Annotated in this window: 21 protein-coding genes and 1 tRNA gene; 16 read left to right on the top strand and 6 right to left on the bottom strand. The window is 74.1% G+C overall.

All coding sequences use genetic code 11. From position 1 onward, the window contains the following. Positions 1–74 precede the first annotated feature (74 nt). Positions 75–725 carry a nucleotidyl transferase AbiEii/AbiGii toxin family protein gene (locus A8711_RS25975; RefSeq protein WP_069089624.1) on the bottom strand — a complete coding sequence of 217 codons (651 nt, stop codon included), beginning with the start codon at positions 723–725 and terminating at the stop codon, positions 75–77. Further along, positions 722–1,048, bottom strand: coding sequence for a hypothetical protein (locus A8711_RS25980; RefSeq protein ID WP_043323958.1), 327 nt, complete (start codon positions 1,046–1,048; stop codon positions 722–724). The genes A8711_RS25975 and A8711_RS25980 overlap by 4 nt, the downstream gene beginning before the upstream one ends. A gap of 624 nt (positions 1,049–1,672) precedes the next feature. On the opposite strand from A8711_RS25980, the gene A8711_RS25985 reads away from it, so the two are divergent. From A8711_RS25985 to A8711_RS26025, 9 genes are all read left to right on the top strand, one after another. Beyond that, the gene (locus A8711_RS25985; protein ID WP_069089625.1) at positions 1,673–2,260 is read left to right on the top strand and encodes a hypothetical protein; all 588 of its coding nucleotides are present in this window, start codon (positions 1,673–1,675) and stop codon (positions 2,258–2,260) included. A gap of 302 nt (positions 2,261–2,562) precedes the next feature. Next, a complete protein-coding gene (fdh, locus tag A8711_RS25995; RefSeq protein ID WP_148097547.1) occupies positions 2,563–5,886 on the top strand; it encodes a formate dehydrogenase in 3,324 nt (1,107 codons plus the stop codon). Further along, entirely contained in the window at positions 5,879–6,922 is a 1,044-nt protein-coding gene (locus A8711_RS26000) for a 4Fe-4S dicluster domain-containing protein (protein ID WP_069089627.1), read from the top strand. Before fdh ends, A8711_RS26000 begins: the two co-directional genes overlap by 8 nt. Beyond that, positions 6,919–8,088 carry an NrfD/PsrC family molybdoenzyme membrane anchor subunit gene (gene nrfD, locus A8711_RS26005; protein ID WP_069089628.1) on the top strand — a complete coding sequence of 390 codons (1,170 nt, stop codon included), beginning with the start codon at positions 6,919–6,921 and terminating at the stop codon, positions 8,086–8,088. Before A8711_RS26000 ends, nrfD begins: the two co-directional genes overlap by 4 nt. Before the next feature lie 45 nt (positions 8,089–8,133). Then, positions 8,134–8,229 (top strand) — tRNA-Sec (locus A8711_RS32525). Positions 8,230–8,250: 21 nt separating this feature from the next. Beyond that, a complete protein-coding gene (gene selA, locus A8711_RS26010; RefSeq protein WP_064445935.1) occupies positions 8,251–9,543 on the top strand; it encodes an L-seryl-tRNA(Sec) selenium transferase in 1,293 nt (430 codons plus the stop codon). A gap of 5 nt (positions 9,544–9,548) precedes the next feature. After that, on the top strand, positions 9,549–11,312 hold the full coding sequence (gene selB, locus A8711_RS26015) for a selenocysteine-specific translation elongation factor (protein WP_069089629.1): 1,764 nt from the start codon (positions 9,549–9,551) through the stop codon (positions 11,310–11,312). Between the two features lie 45 nt (positions 11,313–11,357). Continuing rightward, on the top strand, positions 11,358–11,555 hold the full coding sequence (locus tag A8711_RS26020) for a hypothetical protein (protein ID WP_030503909.1): 198 nt from the start codon (positions 11,358–11,360) through the stop codon (positions 11,553–11,555). Positions 11,556–11,621: 66 nt separating this feature from the next. Next, complete coding sequence (locus tag A8711_RS26025; protein ID WP_064445937.1) at positions 11,622–11,804, top strand: hypothetical protein; 183 nt, start codon at positions 11,622–11,624, stop codon at positions 11,802–11,804. A 5-nt stretch (positions 11,805–11,809) separates the two neighbouring features. Here the strand turns inward: A8711_RS26025 and A8711_RS26030 are convergent, their stop codons facing one another. Further along, on the bottom strand, positions 11,810–12,466 hold the full coding sequence (locus A8711_RS26030) for a hypothetical protein (protein ID WP_043323971.1): 657 nt from the start codon (positions 12,464–12,466) through the stop codon (positions 11,810–11,812). 127 nt (positions 12,467–12,593) lie between these two features. Between A8711_RS26030 and A8711_RS26035 the strand changes: the two genes are divergently transcribed. Beyond that, on the top strand, positions 12,594–12,794 hold the full coding sequence (locus tag A8711_RS26035; RefSeq protein WP_043323973.1) for a hypothetical protein: 201 nt from the start codon (positions 12,594–12,596) through the stop codon (positions 12,792–12,794). Here A8711_RS26035 and A8711_RS26040 read toward each other — a convergent pair. The 3 genes from A8711_RS26040 to A8711_RS26050 all read right to left on the bottom strand — a co-directional run bounded on the left by A8711_RS26040 (position 12,791) and on the right by A8711_RS26050 (position 14,379). Further along, entirely contained in the window at positions 12,791–13,264 is a 474-nt protein-coding gene (locus A8711_RS26040; RefSeq protein WP_043323975.1) for a hypothetical protein, read from the bottom strand. The two genes, A8711_RS26035 and A8711_RS26040, sit on opposite strands and share 4 nt — an antisense overlap. After that, entirely contained in the window at positions 13,261–13,470 is a 210-nt protein-coding gene (locus tag A8711_RS26045; protein ID WP_030503913.1) for a hypothetical protein, read from the bottom strand. The genes A8711_RS26040 and A8711_RS26045 overlap by 4 nt, the downstream gene beginning before the upstream one ends. A 69-nt stretch (positions 13,471–13,539) precedes the next feature. After that, positions 13,540–14,379 carry a universal stress protein gene (locus A8711_RS26050; RefSeq protein ID WP_069089630.1) on the bottom strand — a complete coding sequence of 280 codons (840 nt, stop codon included), beginning with the start codon at positions 14,377–14,379 and terminating at the stop codon, positions 13,540–13,542. A 128-nt stretch (positions 14,380–14,507) separates the two neighbouring features. Here A8711_RS26050 and A8711_RS26055 point away from each other — a divergent pair, with 128 nt between their 5' ends. The 6 genes from A8711_RS26055 (at position 14,508) to A8711_RS26080 (ending at position 19,276) form a co-directional block, all read left to right on the top strand. Continuing rightward, a complete protein-coding gene (locus A8711_RS26055; protein WP_069089631.1) occupies positions 14,508–15,254 on the top strand; it encodes an SAM-dependent methyltransferase in 747 nt (248 codons plus the stop codon). Between the two features lie 89 nt (positions 15,255–15,343). Then, complete coding sequence (locus A8711_RS26060) at positions 15,344–16,531, top strand: PP2C family protein-serine/threonine phosphatase (protein ID WP_043323981.1); 1,188 nt, start codon at positions 15,344–15,346, stop codon at positions 16,529–16,531. Between the two features lie 48 nt (positions 16,532–16,579). After that, positions 16,580–17,050, top strand: a complete 471-nt coding sequence (locus A8711_RS26065; RefSeq protein WP_043323983.1) for a MarR family transcriptional regulator — start codon at positions 16,580–16,582, stop codon at positions 17,048–17,050. A gap of 305 nt (positions 17,051–17,355) precedes the next feature. Continuing rightward, entirely contained in the window at positions 17,356–17,994 is a 639-nt protein-coding gene (locus tag A8711_RS26070) for a CDP-alcohol phosphatidyltransferase family protein (RefSeq protein ID WP_043323984.1), read from the top strand. Beyond that, positions 17,991–18,947, top strand: a complete 957-nt coding sequence (locus A8711_RS26075) for a DUF881 domain-containing protein (RefSeq protein WP_043323986.1) — start codon at positions 17,991–17,993, stop codon at positions 18,945–18,947. Before A8711_RS26070 ends, A8711_RS26075 begins: the two co-directional genes overlap by 4 nt. Further along, positions 18,944–19,276, top strand: a complete 333-nt coding sequence (locus tag A8711_RS26080) for a small basic family protein (RefSeq protein ID WP_007071104.1) — start codon at positions 18,944–18,946, stop codon at positions 19,274–19,276. The genes A8711_RS26075 and A8711_RS26080 overlap by 4 nt, the downstream gene beginning before the upstream one ends. Positions 19,277–19,286: the final 10 nt, after the last annotated feature.

The following is a 19,286-nucleotide window of genomic DNA, read 5'->3' on the forward strand; positions in this document are numbered from 1 at the left end:
CGGTCGTCTGGTCCGGCGCGACTCGGCGTCTGTCCGTCCGGCGCGGCGCGGCGGGGGTCGTCTGGTTCCGTTACTCAGCGGGGCCAGACGGCCATCCGGCGGCGCACCTCGGCGATGCGCGGCGCGTCCAGGCCGTAGCGGGTGAACCGGCGGTCGGCCAGCCCGTCCAGGTAGCGGCCGGCGGCGCGCACGTCCTCGTCGTCCAGCGCCGGGTCCACCTGCCGGGCCAGCTCCAGCAGCTCCGCGACCGTGTACCGGTCCAGCGCGGCGGACACGTCGATGTAGTCGCGTACCTCCCGCCGGTTGACCAGCGCGGCGGTCTTGTTGGCGATCAGGTCCCGCACGTCCATCACCGGGCCGAAGTCCATCACCACCGGGCTGCGGTGCCGGTCCAGGCGGGCCAGGCTGAGGCGGATCTGCCGGCCGTCCCGGCTCACCACGAAGTCCCGCAGGTCCCGGTCGAAGCCGTCGAACACCTCGCCCAGGCCGCCCGGATCCGCCTCGGCCACCTGGTAGCCGGCCCGTTCCAGCGCCGCGCGTACCCCGTCGGCCGCGGCCGCGGCGGCGCCCTCCACGTCGGCGAACAGGTCGACGTCCTCGGTGGGGCGGGTGACCAGGCCGTGCGCGGCCCAGGCGACACCGCCGCCGAGCACGAACCGGTGCGGGCCGGCGGCGGCCAGCGCCACCCGGGCCACCTCCCGGTAGAAGTCGTGCGGATGGGTCACGCCGGGCGCAGGCTCCGGTGCCGGCCCTCCCAGGCCAGGCGTACGCCCCGGGGCAGGTTCAACAGCGGCCACAACCGGCGCAACGTGCCCCCGTGGATCAGCTCGCGCAGATCCTCCACCCGGGTCGTCTCGCGCAGCACGTTCTCGTACATCCAGAGCAGTTCGTCCGGGTCGGCCAGGTCGAACGCGCGCTCGCTGCTCCACATGAGGCGTACCGGCAGTTCGACGATGCCGGTGGTGGGGCCGGTCAGCTCGTCCAGGGTGCGCGCCACCACGGCGGGTCGCCCGGGCCGGGCGAGGTACGCGTGCGCGGTGGCCGACATGGCATCAGGGTAACCCCAACCCGGCCCATCACCCCCTCCCTTCCCGCCCTTGTCGCGTCGGGCGGGCCCACCCCAGCCCGTTGATCAAGGAGTTTGTGTCTGCCTCAGGCCTCACGGGTGACCCAAACTCCTTGATCAATGACTTCGGCGACAGCGGTTCGGCGGCCTGCCGCCGGCATCCGAGATCTTGGTACGAGGGCGCCCCCGGAAGGGCGGTTTCGTACCAAGATCTCTCCGCCGCAGGCCGTTCACTCGAGGCCTGATCGATCATGAGGTTGGCGGTGACAAAACGGACACGAGGTGCCGTCAACCTCATGATCGACGCTTCCGGGTCACGGGAGGGTGAGCCGGGGTGTCGGGTGGGGTGGGTGTCGGGTTTCGGGGTGGTCGGGGACACCCGGGTGGCGGAATCGGTGGCGGGGCGGGGGCGTTATACCTGGTGAACGACCGCAGCAGCATCCCCCGGCACCCCGGAATGATCCCGGGGCGGCGGTCGTTGGACATGTCTCCGGCCCCCGCAGCCACGGGCAGCGAGCCGGATCCCCCCGAAGACTTCTTGAGCGCCTGACGGTGCCCACGCATCCCGTCCCCCGGATTGCGTCGACCCCCGAATGGAGCCCCCTCATGAACACGATCCTGCGCAAGAGCATCCTCGGTATCGCCGGTCTGACCGTCGCCGGTGGCCTCGCCGCCGGCCCCCTCAACCACGACACCAGCACCCCCACCACCCGCAACGCCGCGGTCACCACCACCCAGGCCGCGAAGCTGGACAGCGCCGCGCTGATCCCGCACGGCGTGCAGGGCACCCAGTCCCGCATCGACCTCAATGACGAGCAGACCGCCAACGTCAAGGCCATCATCGCCGCCACGAAGAAGGCCGGCATGGACGAACGCGCCGCGGTCGTGTCGATCGCCACCGCCCTGCAGGAGTCGAAGCTGGAGAACCTCGGCCACCTCGGTGACCGCAACGACCACGACTCGCAGGGCCTGTTCCAGCAGCGCCCCTCCAGCGGTTGGGGCACGGTCGAGCAGATCACCGACCCCGAATACTCCACCACCGCGTTCCTGAAGGGCCTGAAGCAGGTCGACGGCTGGCGCGACATGCCGCTGACCGTCGCCGCCCAGACCGTCCAGGTGAGTGCGTACCCCGACCACTACGCCCAGTGGGAGCAGCAGGCCGCCGACCTGGTCGCCGAGCACTGGAACAGCTGACCCGGCGGTGACCGGGGTCACGAGGAACGAGCGGAAGAACCGTGACCCCGGTACCGTTGTGCAGAGCGTCGGTGTGTCCAGTGTCCCCGGGCCTCACCTAAATTGCCTTCGCGGAATACCGTTCGGCTGGAGCCGCGTCGCGCCACTCGCCGAGAGGCGACATGCACACCGACGCCCAGAGCCGCCCCGGCCGAATGGCCGGGGCGGCTCTGTCTGTGGGCTCGACTCGCACGCCTCCGGCGGCTGGCCTAGGGTGAGAAGGAAGAGGTGAGAGCCGTTCTCGACGCGGAGGGGGTGCCCGGGTGGGTCTGAAGACCTTCATCCAGGGGTGGCCGGTCTACCGGCAACTCACCGGCACCGATCCGCTCGGTCGCGGCGCCGCCGCCCAGTCGGCGCGCTCCGCCGCGCTGACCGCCCGCACCGAGACCGCCGACGGCATGGCCCGCTCGGTCTGCCCGTACTGCGCGGTCGGCTGCGGGCAGCGCGTCTTCCACTCCGACGGCAAGGTCACCCAGATCGAGGGCGACCCGGACAGCCCGATCTCGCGCGGCCGGCTCTGCCCGAAGGGCTCGGCCAGCAAGAGCCTGGTGACCAGCCCGCTGCGCCAGACGAAGGTCCGCTACCGCCGGCCGTACGCGACCGAGTGGGAAGACCTGGACCTCGACGTCGCGCTCGACATGATCGCCGACCGGATCCTCGCCGCCCGCGCGGAGACCTGGGAGGACGTCGACGACGAAGGCCGTCCGCTGAACCGGACGCTCGGCATCTCCAGCCTCGGCGGCGCGACGCTGGACAACGAGGAGAACTACCTCATCAAGAAGCTGTTCACCGCGATGGGGGCACTCCAGATCGAGAACCAGGCCCGTATTTGACACTCCGCCACCGTCCCCGGTCTGGGGACCAGCTTCGGTCGCGGCGGCGCCACGGACTTCCAGCAGGATCTCGCCAACGCTGACGTCATCATCATCCAGGGCTCGAACATGGCCGAGGCCCACCCGGTGGGTTTCCAGTGGGTGATGGAGGCGAAGAAGCGCGGCGCGAAGGTCTTCCACGTCGACCCGCGGTTCACGCGCACCAGCGCGCTCGCCGACACGTACCTGCCGATCCGGGCGGGCACGGACATCGCGCTGCTCGGCGGCGTGGTGCGCTACATCCTGGAGAACGAGCTGGACTTCCGGGAGTACGTGCTGGCGTACACCAACGCGGCCAACATCGTCAGCGAGCGGTTCGCCGACACCGAGGACCTGGACGGCCTGTTCTCCGGCTACAACCCGGACACCGGCTCCTACGACCACGCCAGCTGGCAGTACGAGGGCCAGGAGGACAACGCCAAGATCCGGGGTACCGGCAAGGAGCGTGACTCGGCTTCCGGGCTGGAGCACGAGTCGCACGGCGAGCCGGTGCCGGCGCAGGCCCCGCGGGACGAGACGTTGCAGCATCCGCGCTGCGTCTACCAGATCCTGAAGCGGCACTTCTCCCGCTACACGCCGGAGATGGTGGCCCGCGTGTGCGGCATCCCGGAGGAGAAGTTCCTCGAGCTGGCGCGTGCCTGGACGGAGAACTCGGGGCGGGAGCGCACCGGCGCGCTCGTCTACTCGGTCGGCTGGACGCAGCACAGCGTGGGCGTGCAGTACATCCGCACCGGCTCGATCATCCAGACGCTGCTGGGCAACATGGGCCGTCCGGGCGGTGGCATCCTGGCGCTGCGCGGTCACGCCAGCATCCAGGGCTCCACCGACATCCCGACGCTGTTCAACCTGCTGCCCGGCTACCTGCCGATGCCGCACCACGCCGACCACCCGACGTTCGACAGGTGGGTGGACAGCATCCGGCACCCGGGCCAGAAGGGCTTCTGGGGCAACTCGCGGGCGTTCGCGGCGAGCCTGCTCAAGGCGTACTGGGGTGACGCGGCGACGCCGGAGAACGACTTCTGCTACGGCTACATGCCCCGGATGACCGGCGACCACGGCACGTACCAGCAGGTCCTGAACATGATCGACGGCAAGGTGAAGGGCTATTTCCTGCTCGGCCAGAACCCGGCGGTCGGCTCGGCGCACGGCCGCGCCCAGCGCCTCGGCATGGCCAACCTCGACTGGCTCGTGGTCCGCGACCTGTTCATGATCGAGAGCGCCACGTTCTGGAAGAACGGCCCGGAGGTCGCCACCGGTGAGATCGTCCCGGAGGAGTGCCGTACCGAGGTGTTCTTCCTGCCGGCGGCCTCGCACGTGGAGAAGGAGGGCACGTTCACCCAGACGCAGCGGCTGCTGCAGTGGCGGGAGAAGGCCGTCGACCCGCCGGGCGACGCCCGCTCCGAGCTGTGGTTCTTCTACCACCTCGGCCGCGTGCTGCGGGAGAAGCTGGCCGGCTCCACCGAGCGCCGCGACCGGGCGCTGCTGGACCTGGCCTGGGACTACCCCACGCACGGTCCGCACGCGGAGCCGAGCGCCGAGGCGGTGCTCAAGGAGATCAACGGGTACGAGGTGGCGACCGGCCGCCCGCTGAACGCGTTCGGCGAGGCCCGGGACGACGGCTCGACGGCGATCGGCTGCTGGATCTACTCCGGCGTCTACGCCGACGGGGTGAACCAGGCGGCCCGCCGCCGGTCCCGCCACGAGCAGGACTGGGTGGCCGCCGAGTGGGGCTGGGCGTGGCCGGCGAACCGCCGCACGCTCTACAACCGCGCCTCCGCCGACCCCGAGGGCCGGCCGTGGAGCGAGCGCAAGAAGTACGTCTGGTGGGACCCGAATGCCGGCGAGTGGACCGGCTACGACGTGCCGGACTTCGAGAAGACGAAGCCGCCGTCGTACCGGCCGCCGGAGGGCGCCTCCGGGCCGGCCGCGCTCGCCGGTGACGACCCGTTCGTCATGCAGGGCGACGGCAAGGCGTGGCTGTACGCGCCGAGCGGCGTCCTGGACGGCCCGCTGCCGACGCACTACGAGCCGGCCGAGTCGCCGATGCGCAACCCGCTCTACGGTCAGCAGGCCAACCCGACCCGCAAGATCTACGAGCACCCGATCAACCGGATGAACCCGAGTCCGCCGGAGCCGCACAGCCAGGTCTTCCCGTACGTGTTCACGGTCAGCCGCCTCACCGAGCACCACACCGCCGGTGGGATGAGCCGTACCGTGCCGCGCCTGGCCGAGCTGCAGCCGGAGATGTTCGTCGAGGTGTCCCCGGAACTGGCCGACGAGGTCGGGCTGGCGCACCTGGGCTGGGCGCACCTGATCAGCGGCCGCGCGGTGATCGAGGCGCGGGTGCTGGTCACCGATCGGCTCACTCCGCTGCGGGTGGACGGGCGGATCATCCACCAGGTGTGGCTGCCGTACCACTTCGGCACCGAGGGTCTGGTCACCGGCGACTCGGCGAACGACCTGTTCGGCATCACGCTGGACCCGAACGTGCTCATCCAGGAGAGCAAGGTCGGCACCTGCGACATCCGGCCCGGCCGTCGTCCCACCGGTCCGCCGCTGCTGGACCTGGTCGGCGACTACCAGCGGCGGGCCGGGATGACGCCGGACCGGAAGATCCCGCTGGTGACCACCGACGCGGCCGGCGGGGACGACGCCGCCGGCAGCACCGACGAGCAGTCGCCCGCCGCGCACCAGGACGGGGAGCCGCATGCCTGACGCCAACAGCCTGTACGGTCCGCTGGACCCGGCCCCCGACGCGGGCTGGGTCGAAGCGCCGCCCCGGATGGGCTTCTTCACCGACACCAGCGTCTGCATCGGCTGCAAGGCGTGCGAGGTGGCCTGCAAGGAGTGGAACGGCGTCCCGGACTCCGGGTTCGACCTGCTCGGCATGTCGTACGACAACACCGGCGCGCTGACCGCGAACTCGTGGCGGCACGTGGCGTTCATCGAGCAGCCCCGCCCGGCCGGGCACCGTACGCCGGCGTTCGCCGGTGACCCGACCGGCCCGGCGACCAGCCCCGCGTCCGCGGCGGTCGGCGCGGGCACGGCCCCCGACACCGGCACGAATCCCGGTCTGCCGCCGGGGCGGCCGGAGGCGGCGGCACGGATGGCGGCCGGTCCGGAGTTCCTCGGCATGCCCGGCGCGCAGCCGCCCGGGCGGGACAGCGGCGCGGAGACCCGCACCGACTTCCGCTGGCTGATGATGTCCGACGTGTGCAAGCACTGCACGCACGCGGCCTGCCTGGACGTGTGCCCGACCGGGTCGCTGTTCCGCACCGAGTTCGGCACGGTGGTGGTGCAGGAGGACATCTGCAACGGCTGCGGCTACTGCATCTCCGCCTGCCCGTACGGCGTGATCGACCAGCGCAAGGGCGACGGCCGGGCGTGGAAGTGCACGCTGTGCTACGACCGGATCGGCGCGGGCATGACGCCCGCCTGCGCGCAGGCGTGCCCGACCGAGTCGATCCAGTACGGCCCGCTCGACGAGCTGCGGGAACGGGCCGCCACGCGGGTCGCCGCGCTGCACGAGCGGGGCGTGCCGGAGGCGCGCCTGTACGGCCACGACCCGACCGACGGCGTGGGCGGCGACGGCGCGTTCTTCCTGCTGCTCGACGAGCCGGAGGTGTACGGGCTGCCGCCGGACCCGGTGGTCACCACCCGGGACCTGCCGAAGATGTGGAAGCGGGCCGGGTTCGCCGCGTTGGCCATGGCGGCGGCTGCCGTCGCCGCGTTCGTCGGAGGATCGTCGTGAGCCCGGACCGCCCGGTCGGTGACCTGTTCCGCCGCTTCCGCGAGCGCCTGTCCACGGGACCGGAGGACCGCGGCGCCACCGAGCGGGAGAACGGCAGCCGGGCCACCGCGGCCGGTCCCGGCGTGGGACGCACCGACGCGGGTTCCCGCGACGCGCGGCTGGCCCCGCACCCGCCCCGCGACGCGGCCCCGCGCCGGCGCGGCAAGGGTGGTGGTGAGCAGCTCAACGTCCCGCCGGCCGAGTTCACCTCCTACTACGGCCGGCCCGTCCTCAAGCCGCCGGTGTGGCGGTGGGACATCGCCGCGTACCTGTTCACCGGCGGTCTCGCCGCCGGCTCGTCGCTGCTGGCCGCGGGCGGGCAGCTCACCGGCCGCCCGGCGCTGCGCCGCGCCGGCCGGGTCACCGCCCTGGCGGCGGTGGGCGCGAGCACGTACTTCCTGGTCAACGACCTGGGCCGGCCGTCCCGGTTCCACCACATGCTGCGGGTGGCGAAGGTGACCTCGCCGATGTCGGTGGGCACCTGGATCCTCAGCGTGTTCGGCCCGGCCGCCGGGCTCGCCGCGATCGCCGAGGCGGCGCCGCTGCTGCCCGAGCGCGGCGTGCTGGGGCTCGGCCGCCGGCTGCTGCCCCCGGCCGGGCACACCGCCGGTGTGGTCGCCGCCGTCACCGCGCCCGCGCTGGCCACGTACACCGGGGTGCTGCTGGCGGACACGGCGGTGCCGTCGTGGCACGAGGCGTACCCGGAACTGCCGGCCATCTTCGCGGGCAGCGCGCTGGCCAGCGGCGCCGGTGTCGGGCTGGTGGCCGCGCCCTGCGCCCAGGCCGGTCCGGCGCGGCGCCTCGCGGTCGCGGGCGCGGCGATGGAGCTGTGGGGTTCGCACCGGGTGGAGAACCGGCTCGGGCTGCTCAGCGAGCCCTACACGCAGGGCACACCCGGCAAGCTGCTGCGCGCGGGCCGCGCGCTGACCGCCGCCGGTGTGGTCGGCGCGCTGGTCGGTCGCCGCAGCCGGGTGCTGTCCGCGCTGTCCGGCGGCGCGCTGATCGCCGCGTCGGTGTGCACCCGGTTCGGGATCTTCCACGGCGGCGTCGCCTCGGCACGCGATCCGCGGTACACGGTGGTGCCGCAGCGCGAACGCGCCGACCGGCGGGCCGCCGACCAGGTCTGACACCTCCCCGGGCGGCCTCCCGTCCGCTGTGGTTGACTGCTGCGTGGAGGCGTTCAGGCGGCTGGTGCCCCTCCCGGTCTTCAAAACCGGTGTGGTCCGGGACCCGGGCCAGGCGGGTTCGATTCCCGTCCGTCTCCGCCAAACCGTTCCCGGGAGTGCGCGATGCGTGAGGTCGACCCGCGACGGCGGGTGCCGCGCACCGACGCGCTGCTCGCCGATCCCGCGCTGGCCGCCGCCGCCGTGACGCTGGGCCGCGACCGGGTCAAGGCCGCGATCGTCAGCGCGCAGGACCGCGCCCGCCGCGGCGAGCTGACCCCCGATCAGGTACGCGACGCGGCGCTCGCCGACCTGCCCGGCCGTACGCCACGCGCCGTGCTCAACGCCACCGGCGTCGTGCTGCACACCAACCTGGGCCGTGCCCCGCTCGCCCCGTCCGCCGTGGACGCGCTCGTGGCCGCCGCCGGGCACACCGACGTGGAGCTGGACCTGCGTACCGGACGGCGGGCGCGGCGCGGCCGGGAGGCGCTGGACGCGCTCGCCGCCGCGGTGCCCGACGCCGGGGCGGTGCACGTGGTGAACAACGGCGCCGCCGCGCTGGCGCTGGCCGCGACCGCGCTCGCCGCCGGCCGGGAGATCGTGGTCAGCCGCGGTGAGCTGGTCGAGATCGGCGACGGGTTCCGCCTGCCCGACCTGCTGGCCAGCACCGGCGCGCGGCTGCGCGAGGTGGGCACCACCAACCGCACCACGCGCGCCGACTACGAAGCCGCGATCGGCGAGCACACCGGGTTCGTGCTGAAGGTGCACCCGTCGAACTTCGTGGTCACCGGCTTCACCTCGGCGGTGCCGGTCGCCGAGCTGGCCACGCTCGGCGTACCGGTGGTGGTCGACATCGGGTCGGGCCTGCTCGTGCCCGACCCGCTGCTGCCCGACGAGCCGGACGCCGCCACCACGCTGCGCGCGGGCGCGCACCTGGTCACCGCCAGCGGCGACAAGCTGCTCGGCGGCCCGCAGGCCGGTCTGCTGCTCGGCGACGCCGACCTGGTGCACCGGCTGCGCCGGCACCCGCTCGCGCGGGCGCTGCGCGTCGACAAGCTCACCCTCGCCGCGCTCGCCGCCACCCTGTACGCCCCGACCACGCCCACCCGCGACGCGCTGCACGCCGACCCGGTCCGGCTGCGGGAGCGGGTGGAGCGGCTGCGTGACCGGCTCGGTGCGGACGGCTGCAAGGCCGAGGTGGTGCCCAGCGCGGCAGTCGTCGGCGGCGGCGGGGCGCCCGGCGTGGAGCTGGACTCGTGGGCGCTGAGCCTGCCCGAGCGGTACGCCGAGCCGCTGCGCGCCGGCGACCCGGCGGTCCTCGGACGGGTGCTGCAGGGCCGGCTCCTGCTGGACCTGCGCGCCGTGCCGGAGGGCGCCGACGACCGGGTCCGCGTGGCCGTGCTGAGCGTGGAGGACTGACCGGCATGTGGGTGGTGGCCACCGCCGGGCACGTCGACCACGGCAAGTCGACGCTGGTGCGGGCGCTGACCGGGATGGAACCGGACCGGTGGGCGGAGGAACGCCGCCGGGGCATGACCATCGACCTCGGCTTCGCCTGGACCACGCTGCCCTCCGGCGGCACCGTCGCCTTCGTCGACGTACCGGGGCACGAGCGGTTCGTGCCGAACATGCTCGCCGGTGTCGGCCCGGTCCCGGCCGCGCTGATCGTGGTGGCCGCCGACGAGGGCTGGATGCCGCAGTCCGCCGAGCACCTGGCCGCGCTGGACGCGCTGGGTGTGTCGTACGGGCTGCTCGCGGTGACCCGCGCGGACCTCGCCGACCCAGGGCCGGCGACGGCGCGGGCCCGCACGGAGATCGCCGCGACGTCGCTGGGCGAGGTGGAGGCGGTGCCGGTCTCCGCGGTCACCGGCGCCGGACTGCCCGAGCTGCGCGCCGCCCTGGACCGCCTGACCGCCCGGCTGCCCGACCCGGCCGCTGACGCGCCGGTGCGGCTCTGGGTGGACCGCGCGTTCACGGTACGCGGCAGCGGCACCGTGGTCACCGGCACGCTCGGCGGCGGCCGGCTGCGCGTCGGCGACGAACTGGAGCTGGCCGGCACAAGCGAGGCGGTGCGGGTACGCGGACTGCACTCCCTCGGTGCCGCGCACACCGCCGTCGAGGCGGTGGCCCGGGTCGCGGTGAACCTGCGCGGCCTGCCCCGGGACCGCGTCGGGCGCGGCGACGCGCTGCTCACACCCGGCCGGTTCGGGCGTACCGACCTGCTCGACGTGCGCCTGTCCGGCGACCCGGCCGCCGACCTGCCGGCCACGCTCATGCTGCACGCCGGCTCGGCGGCGGTGCCTGCCCGGGTCCGGCCGCTGGGCCCGGACACGGTCCGGCTGCGCCTGGCCCGGCCGCTGCCGCTGCTCATCGGGGACCGGGCGCTGCTGCGTGACCCCGGCCGGCACCACGTCTGCGGTGGCGTCACGGTGCTGGACGTGGACCCGCCGCCGCTGCGCCGCCGGGGCGCGGCAGCGGCCCGCGCGGCCGTGCTCGCCGGGCTGGACGGGCGCCCGGACCTGGCCGGGGAGCTGCGCCGGCGGCTGCTGATCCGGGCCGGGGACCTGACCCGGATGGGCGTGCCGCCGACCGCGACGCCGGTGGCCGGGCAGTGGCTGGCCGACCCGGAGTACTGGCGGGACCTGGGCCGCCGCCTCACCGAGGAGGTGACCCGGTACACCGCCGAGCATCCGCTCGCCGCGGGCGTACCGGTCGACGTGCTGCGGCACCGGCTCGACCTGCCCGAGCGCGCCCTGGTGACGGCGCTGCTGCGCCCGCCGCTGCGGCTGCGCGACGGCCTGGTCACCGCCGCCGGGCAGCACACGCTGCCCGATCCGGTGGCGCGGGCGGTGGACCGGGTCCGGGCCAAGTACGGCGACCGACCGTTCCAGGCGCCCGAGGCGCACCACCTGGCCGACCTCGGGCTCGGCCCCCGCGAGATCGGCGCCGCCGTCCGGGCCGGCGCGCTGCTGAAGCTCGCCGAGAACGTGGTGCTGCTCCCCGGCGCCCCGGACGACGCGGTGCGCGTGCTGGCCGGGCTGCCGCAGCCGTTCACGCTCAGCGCCGCCCGGCAGGCGCTCGGCACCACCCGCCGGGTGGCGGTGCCGCTGCTGGAGCTGCTGGACCGGCGCGGCGCCACCCGGCGGCTGCCCGACGACGCCCGCGAGGTGCTCCGCCCGCCGGGCTGACGCAACAGGCGTCGCCCGCCCGCTCCGGTCACCTACCGTGACGCCATGGACCCTTCCGCGGTCTGGCGGGACAAGAACCACAAGTGGCGGATCGAGGCGTACCGCGCACCGGACCTGAGGTTCGCCATCTACGCCACGAACGGCCCCACCGAGTCGGCGCCGCTGTGGCTGTTCGGGATGGCCGCGCTGGCCCGCTGGCTGATGACCCACGCGATCTCCCTGGACGACCTGGAGACGGACTGACACCCGGACGGGGGACGGCCGCCCGATCCCCGCCCCGGGCGGCGCCGCCGGTCGTACGGTGCGGGCGTGAAGGACAGGGGACTGCGTACGTTCATCACCGTGCTGGCCGGACTGGCCGTGATCTACTTCGGCTTCTCGGGAAGCCGCGACAGCGGCGGCGAGGGCGGCGTCTCCGGCGGTGTGGTGCTGCTCGCGCTGCTCGCCTCGCTGCTGGCCTGGAACCTGACCAAGCCCGGACCGGCCAAGTAGCGCTCTCAGCGCGCCGTGGCGGCGCTGCGGCTCACCTCGCCGGCCGACTCCTCGCCCAGCGCCACCCGCACCAGCGCCGACGCCAGCCGTCCGAAGTCGGCCTCGCCGACCAGCCCGACCAGGTCGCCGGGGCTCGCCGGCAGGCCCAGCCGCTTCGCCCCGGCCAGCGTGCGCCGGTCGGCGTACGGGCGCACGTCCGGCCACACCGACTGCGCCTCGCGCAGGAAGATGTCCGCCCCGGTGGGGCCGATGCCGGGGAACTCGGTGAGAAACCGGCGCAGCGCGGCCCGGTCGGCGCCGGCTTCCTGGTGCAGCCGGCGCAGGTCGCCGTGCCAGCGGTCCAGGCAGAGCCGGGCGCCGGTGCCGAGCATGGTCGCGGTCCGCTCGTCGTAGCGCCGGTAGTGGCCCCGGCCCAGCGCGTCGACCCGGTCCTGCCAGCTCGCCGCCTCCATCGTCTGCGGGGTGCGGTAACCGGCGGCGAACAGCTCCCGGGCGGCGGCCACCGCCACCGACGCCCGGATCCGGGTGCTCAGCAGCGTGGTGAGCACCAGCAGCTGGTAGAGCGGGCCGGGCCGGTCGGCGAGGGTGATCCCCGCCTCCTCCGCGTACGTGCGGGACTGCCGGTCCAGCAGGGCGCGCGCGACGTTGCGATCGTCTGGCATCCATCCGGCTTACCCGTCCCGGCCCCGGCCAGACCCCCGCGCCGATCCGGAATGCGCCGGGCGGCGACGGGTACGCCTGTCTGGTGCGCGGCCGACGGCCGTGCGCCCCACCGGGAAGGAGAGAGCCGTGGTCAAGCCGCAGCAGGAGGAACTGCGCCGGAACGATCTCGGCGCCACCAGCCAGGACAGCCGCAAGACGGCCACCCAGGCGGGCGGCCGTTCGCGGAGCCGGGGCACGTCGAACGCCGACGCGGGACGGCCCGTTCCGAAGGGTCAGGTGTCGCCGTACGGTCCGGCCGGTGAGCCGGTTGCCGACGACGAGAGCTAACCGCGAGCCGACGCCGGCCGCAGCCGCCGCCAGGTGGCTGCGGCCGACAGCCCGTACGCCAGGTGCGGGATCAGGTCGGAGACCCAGTCGGCGCGCCGCCAGGTACGCGGGTCGGTCACGCCCAGCACCGTCATCGAGCCGTCCGAGGTGGCCATCACCCCACCGCCGAGCAGCACCGTGGCCAGCGGCAACGGGATCCGCCGTTGTCCGGCGAGCAGACCGAACGCGGCCCCCGCGGCGATGCCTGTGGCGTACCCGAGCAGTGGCCCCAGACCGGAACGGCGGTTCGCCGCCTCGTCGCCGGGGCCCAGGTCGACGTGCGTGACGTCGGCCAGCCGTCCGGCCACCGACTCCGGGGTGCTGCTCGCCGGCCGCGCCCGCAGCGCCATGTCGAGGTAGGAGACCGCGTTGAGCACGGCGCTGCCGACGGCGCCCGCGATGGCGCCGTCGACGGCGGATGCCGCTCTCACTTCGGGTCACCCGGTTCCCGGTTGCCCTTGGGGCCGTAGGTCCGTTCGCCCCGGACCACGCCGCGTTGCCCACGGTCGTCCTGCAGGATCCGGTTGGCGACCTGGTTGGCCTCCTTGTCGGTGGCGCGCCCGGACTGCTCGACGAGGTCGCGCAGCCGTGCCCGTTGCTTGTCGTACGCGTTGCTGCCCGGACGGGGTCCTGCCATCACTGCCTCCTCGGGTCGCCGTCGGCTGACGAACCCGTCTACCCGCCCGGGCCGGGGCCAACCGTGCGCTCAGGCCGGGGCGCGGACGACAGCGACCGGGCACGCGGCGCGGTGCAGGATCCCCTGGCTCACCGAGCCGAGCAGCAAGCCGCTGAGCTCGCCGCGGCCTTGCCGGCCCACCACGACCAGTTGGGCGTCCCGGGACGCCTCGGTCAGCGCCGTGACCGGGCGGGCCCGCACCGCCTCCCGGTTGATCGGCACGTCCGGCCAGCGCTCGGCGACGCCGGCGACCGACTCGGCCAGGACCCGCTCCTGCTCGTCGGCCTGCGCCGACCGGCCGCCCGGATGGGCGTGCAGCACACGCAGCGGGGCGCCGCGGTGGGACGCCGTTTCGGCGGCGAACTCGACGGCGGCGCGGGACAGCGCGGAGCCGTCCACCCCGGCCACCACCGGGCCGGTGTCGCGGGCGGCGCCCCGGGCCACCAGCACCGGGCAGTCGGCGTACGCGGTGACCTGCAGCGCGACCGAGCCGATCACCAGCGAGGCGAACCCGCCGAGACCTCGGTCGCCGAGCACCATCAGCGCGGCGGTGGGGGACTCGCCGATCAGCACGGCGGCCGCCTCCCCGTCGATGATCTCGCCGGTGATGCGCAGCCCGCGCTCCTGCGCCTGGGCCGCGTTGACCGCGTCGGCGACCAGTTGCTCGGCCTGGTGACGCAGGCCGGCGTGCGGCGGCGCCCCGGCCGGAGCGGCCACCGGTACGCCCAGCAGCGGCCAGATGAATCCGTGGACCACCCGCAGCGGCCGGTTGCGGCGGGCGGCCTCCCGGGCGGCCAGGAGCACGGCCCGGGTCGCCGGCTCGGAGCCGTCCACCCCGACCACCACGGCCGCACCGTCAGCGGAGTTCACCAGGTACCTCCTCGTGGCCGGCGCTCCCGCGGCCAGTATCGCGGCCGGCGGGACCGGCCCGGGGCGATACCGCGCCGGTCGCCCGGTCGGTACGCTGGCGGACAGCGCCCAGGGAGGGAGGCCCGTCGATGGATCAGCCGGACGGACCGAGCACCGCCCGCATGATCGACTACTGGCTCGGCGGCCGGCACCACCGTCCGGTCGACGTCGCCGCGGCCGCCGCGTTCGAGGCGGCGTACGGGCCCTGCGCGGCGATCTTCCGCTCGCTGCGCGGTTTCCTGGGCCGGACCGTTCGCGCCATGGCCGGCGACGGCGTGGACAGCTTCCTGGTCTTCGGTGCGGGCGTGCCCACCTGCGGAAACGTGCACGAGGTCGCACCGGAGGCGACGGTCCTCTACACCGACGTCGACCCGGAGACGGTCCGGCTCGGCCAGCGCCTGCTCGCCGGCAGTGACCGCGCCGGTTACGGCTACGGCGACGCCACCGACATCGGCACCGTCGACCGGGCGCAGCTGCACCGTTTCGTGCCGGGGTGGGGGAGACGGCCGGTCGGAGTGGTGTTCCTCGGGCTGGCCGCGTTCCTGGACGACGACACGCTCGCCCGTACGCTGGACGAGTTGTACCGGGCGGTCGCGCCGGGCAGCCGGCTGGCGATCGACTTCGACAGCGAGGAGCTGGCCGGGCATCCGCAGGCGCTGGCCATGATGGGCCCGGCGTTCCGGATGCGCGCGCCCGAGCGGTTCGCGCCGCTGCTGGGCCGCTGGCGTCCCACCGACGAGGGCGTCGTGCCGGTGGCCCGGTGGCGGCCCGAGGGTGAGCCGGAGCCGGTGCCGGACGCGTTCTACGGCGCGTTGGCGCTGCGGCCGGCGGACTGAGCCGCGCCGGTCGAGGCGGGCCGTTCGGCGGTCGGGGGTCCTTCGTATGATGTTTGCTCTGTAGCAATAGTCGTCATCGGAGGATGAGCATGCCGGAGGCGTCCGGATCGGTGTCACGTGCCCTGCGCACGGCGCCACCCGACCAGCTGGTGGAGACCGCGGACGCGGTGCTGCGCCAGACGCTCGGGGCCGCGCGGGCGGAGGTGTTCGTCGCCGACTACCGCGCCAGCGGCCTCTGGCCGGTGCTCGACCCGGACGTGCCCGACGGTGGCCCGTTGCCGGCACACACCGTGGCGCAACGCTGCTTCAGCAGCCAGGAGCCGGTCCTGGACATCATCGACGACGGCCGCTGCCGGGCCTACCTGCCGCTGTCGGTGTGGGGGGAGCGGCTCGGCGTCCTGATGGTCGAGCTGCCCGGTGACCCGGACGCGGCCACAGTGGAGGCGGCGCGGGACGCCGCCGGCGAGCTGGCCGTGGCCATCCGCGCGGCCGACCGGGAGACCGACAGGTACCGCCGCGCCCGGCGGCGGGAACGGCTGAGCATGGCTGCGGAGATGCAGTGGGACCTGTTGCCGGGGCGCAGCGTGCGCCACGGCGACGCGTTGCTGGCCGGGCAGCTCGAACCGGCGTACACGGTGGGCGGTGACCACTTCGACTGGTCGGTGGACTGTGAGCGGCTCACCCTCACCGTGCTCAACGGCACCGGCAGCGGGCTGGCCGCGTCGCTGCTCACGGCGATGACGGTGAACGCCATGCGCAACGCCCGGCGTTCCGGCGGCAGCCTGGTCGAGCAGGCGGAGCTGGCCTCGGACACCATCTACTACCAGCACCGGGGCGGCCGGCACGTGGCCACGCTGCTGCTGGAGCTGGACAGCCGCCGGGGCGTGGTGCGGGCGGTGGACGCCGGTTCCCCGCAACTGCTGCGGCTGCGGGGGAGGCGGGTCACCCCGATCGCGTTGGAGCAGCAACTGCCGTTGGGCATGTTCGCCGAGACCCGGTACGACGTGCAGGAGTTCACTCTGGAGCCGGGCGATCGTCTCTTCGTGGTCAGCGACGGGGTGTACGCGGCGGAGCCCGACGGGCAGGAGCCGTACGGCGTCCGGGCCATGGCGCGCGCGATGCGGGCTACTCGGCTGCAGCCGGCGACCGAGGCAGTTGGTACGGTGATGCGCGAACTGCATGCGTACCACGCCGACGCGGATCTCCGTGACGACGCGGTCGTCGTCTGCCTGGACTGGCGCGGTTCCGGCCGGTCCGACGACGTCACGGGGCAGTGATCGGGGCGGCGGAGCGAACACGAGCGGGACGATCGCAGGGGACAGCGGGTGGAGCGACCTCCGAATCTTGCCGCGGCCATCGAGTCGGCTGCCGAGGCGCTCATCGGTGTGCTCGACTCCGCGACCTCACGGCACACCGTCAGCGTCTCGCCGACGCAGCTGCGGGTGCTGTCGCTGATCGTGTCCCATCCGGACACCAACGTGAACCGGCTGGCCGAGCTGCTGGACGTGGTCCCGTCGTCGGCGAGCCGGCTCTGTGACCGCCTGGAGGCCGTCGGCCTGCTGCGCCGGGTGGCCGACCCGCGTGACAGGCGAGAGGTGCGGCTGATCCCGACCGCGGCGGCGGACACGTTGCTGCGCGACCTGCAGCAGCGCCGGCACCGTGCGGTCCAGGCGGTGCTCGACCGGATGCCCAACCGTGCGCAGCACGAGCTGCTGCTGGCGCTCGTGGCGTTCAGTCAGGCCGCCGCGGCGGTCGCGCCGCAGGCGGGCTCCGACTCCACCGCCCGCACCGCCTGAGTCCCACCCCGGCGCTGATCCTGACCAACGGCCGTGATGGTCAGCTAGTGTCCTAGGATGCCATAGCGGTTGTGACGGTCCCCACCCTCACAACACTGAGCAACGGCGCAGCGCGGCCACCGGCCGGAGCGGGGGAGCCCGATATAGTGGCAGCGCAACTGAGCGGCCGGTGATCACCGGCCGCGTCGGGGGAGGTCCCAGCCCGGGATCACAGAGGGCGCCGGCGTCTGACCGGCCGGCAACGCGCACGTCCCTCCAGCGGCCGCTCGTCCGGCTGCCGGACCGTGCTGCGAAGGGAGGGTTCGGTGTCGCGTCGGCCGGCTCCAGCGGAGCACCCGGATTCCGGGGACGCCACGGTCGTGGGAGACCGCGTCCTCACGCTGCCCAACCTGATCAGCTTCGTCCGGCTCGTCGGCGTGCCGATCTTCCTCTACCTGTTCCTCGTGGTCCGCGCCGACGTCGCGGCCATCGTGGTGCTCGCCGTGGGCGGCACCAGCGACTGGGTGGACGGCTGGATCGCCCGCCGGCTGGGGCAGGTGAGCCGACTCGGCGAACTGCTCGACCCGCTGGCCGACCGGCTCTACATCCTGGCCACGCTGCTGGCCTTCACCGCGCGGGAGGTGGTGCCCTGGCAGTTCACCGGGGCGCTGCTGGCCCGCGAGTTGCTGCTGCTGGTCTCTCTCGGGGTGCTGCGCCGCTACGGCTACGGCCCGCCGCCGGTGCACTACGTGGGCAAGACCGCCACCTTCCTGCTGCTGGCGGCGTTCCCGATCCTGCTGCTGGCCGACGCCGTGCCGGACATCGGCACCGCGGCCGGCGCGATCGGCTGGGGCCTGGGCTGGTGGGGTCTGGTCCTCTACTGGGTGGCCGGCGCGATGTACGTGGTGCAGGCGAGCCGTCTCGTACGGCAGATGCGGGCGCGGCGCGCGGAGGTGGCGGCGTGACCGGGCCGGCGTCCGGCGACGCGGAGAAGGAGCGCGACCCGTCGAGCCGGGTGTACGCGCCGGACTTCCTGACCGAGCTGTTCCGCAATCCGCTGGACCCGGGGTACGGGGACGCGGCGGCGCGCCGGGCGGCGGGTGGCATGTCGCGGGTGCGGCAGGTGCTGGGCCGTCCGGTGAGCCTGCTCGTCCTGGCGGTGATCGGGTTCCTGTTCGCGGTGGCGTACCGGGAGACGATGGCGGAGGAGCCGAGCCGGGCGACGGCGCGGGCGGGGCTGATCGCCGAGATCAAGGGGCGTGAGGCGGCGACCGACCGGTTGACCGAGCGGGCCGAGCAGTTGCGCGAGGAGGTCGGCCGGCAGCGGGACGCGGCGCTGAGCGGTTCGCAGGCGTCCCGGTTGCGCACGCTGGAGGCGGGCACCGGTCTGGCTCGGGTGCGCGGTGACGGCGTGGTGGTGCGGCTGGCCGACGCGACGGCGGACCAGGACGGCGTGACCAGCGGGGACGCGGGCCCGTCCCGGGTGCTGTACTCGGATCTGCAGAAGGTGGCCAACGCGTTGTGGGCGGCGGGCGCCGAGGCGGTGGCGGTGAACGGCCAGCGGTTGACCGCGACGTCGACGATCCGGTCGGCGGGGGAGGCGATCCTGGTGGACTACCGGCCGGTGACGGGCCCGTACGAGGTGCAGGCGATCGGGCCGCGGTCGATGCGGGACCGGTTCAACGAGAGCCGGGCGGCGGCGCTCATGCGTGAGGTGGCGCGGACGACGGGGCTGTCGTTCGGGGTGAAGCGGGTCGACGACCTCACCTTGCCGGCGGCGCCGCAGCCGCGGCTACGCTACGCCGAGCCTTCGGTCAGTCCGAGTCCGCGTCCGTCGGGTTCGGGGGCCGCCGGTTCGTCGAGTCCCGGGTCGTCCGGCCCGGGTGGTTCTTCCAGCCCCTCGGGAGGTGGCCGATGATCGCGGTGCTGGCGTTGCTCGCCGGTGTGGTGCTCGGGGTGTATCTGGACCCCACGGTGCCGGCGGCGTTGCAGCCGTATCTGCCGATCGCGGTGGTGGCCGCGTTGGACGCGGTGTTCGGTGGGGTGCGGGCGAAGCTGGACCGGATCTTCGACGACAAGCAGTTCGTGGTGTCGTTCATCTCGAACGTGCTGGTGGCGGGGCTGATCGTGTACCTGGGTGACCAGTTGGGCGTGGGTGGTCAGTTGTCCACGGGTGTGGTGGTCGTGCTCGGGGTGCGCATCTTCGGAAATGTGGCGGCGATCCGTCGGCACCTGTTCCGGGCGTAGGTTTGTGGCG

The organism is Micromonospora sp. II (assembly GCF_001709195.1).
GTDB lineage: Bacteria > Actinomycetota > Actinomycetes > Mycobacteriales > Micromonosporaceae > Micromonospora > Micromonospora chalcea.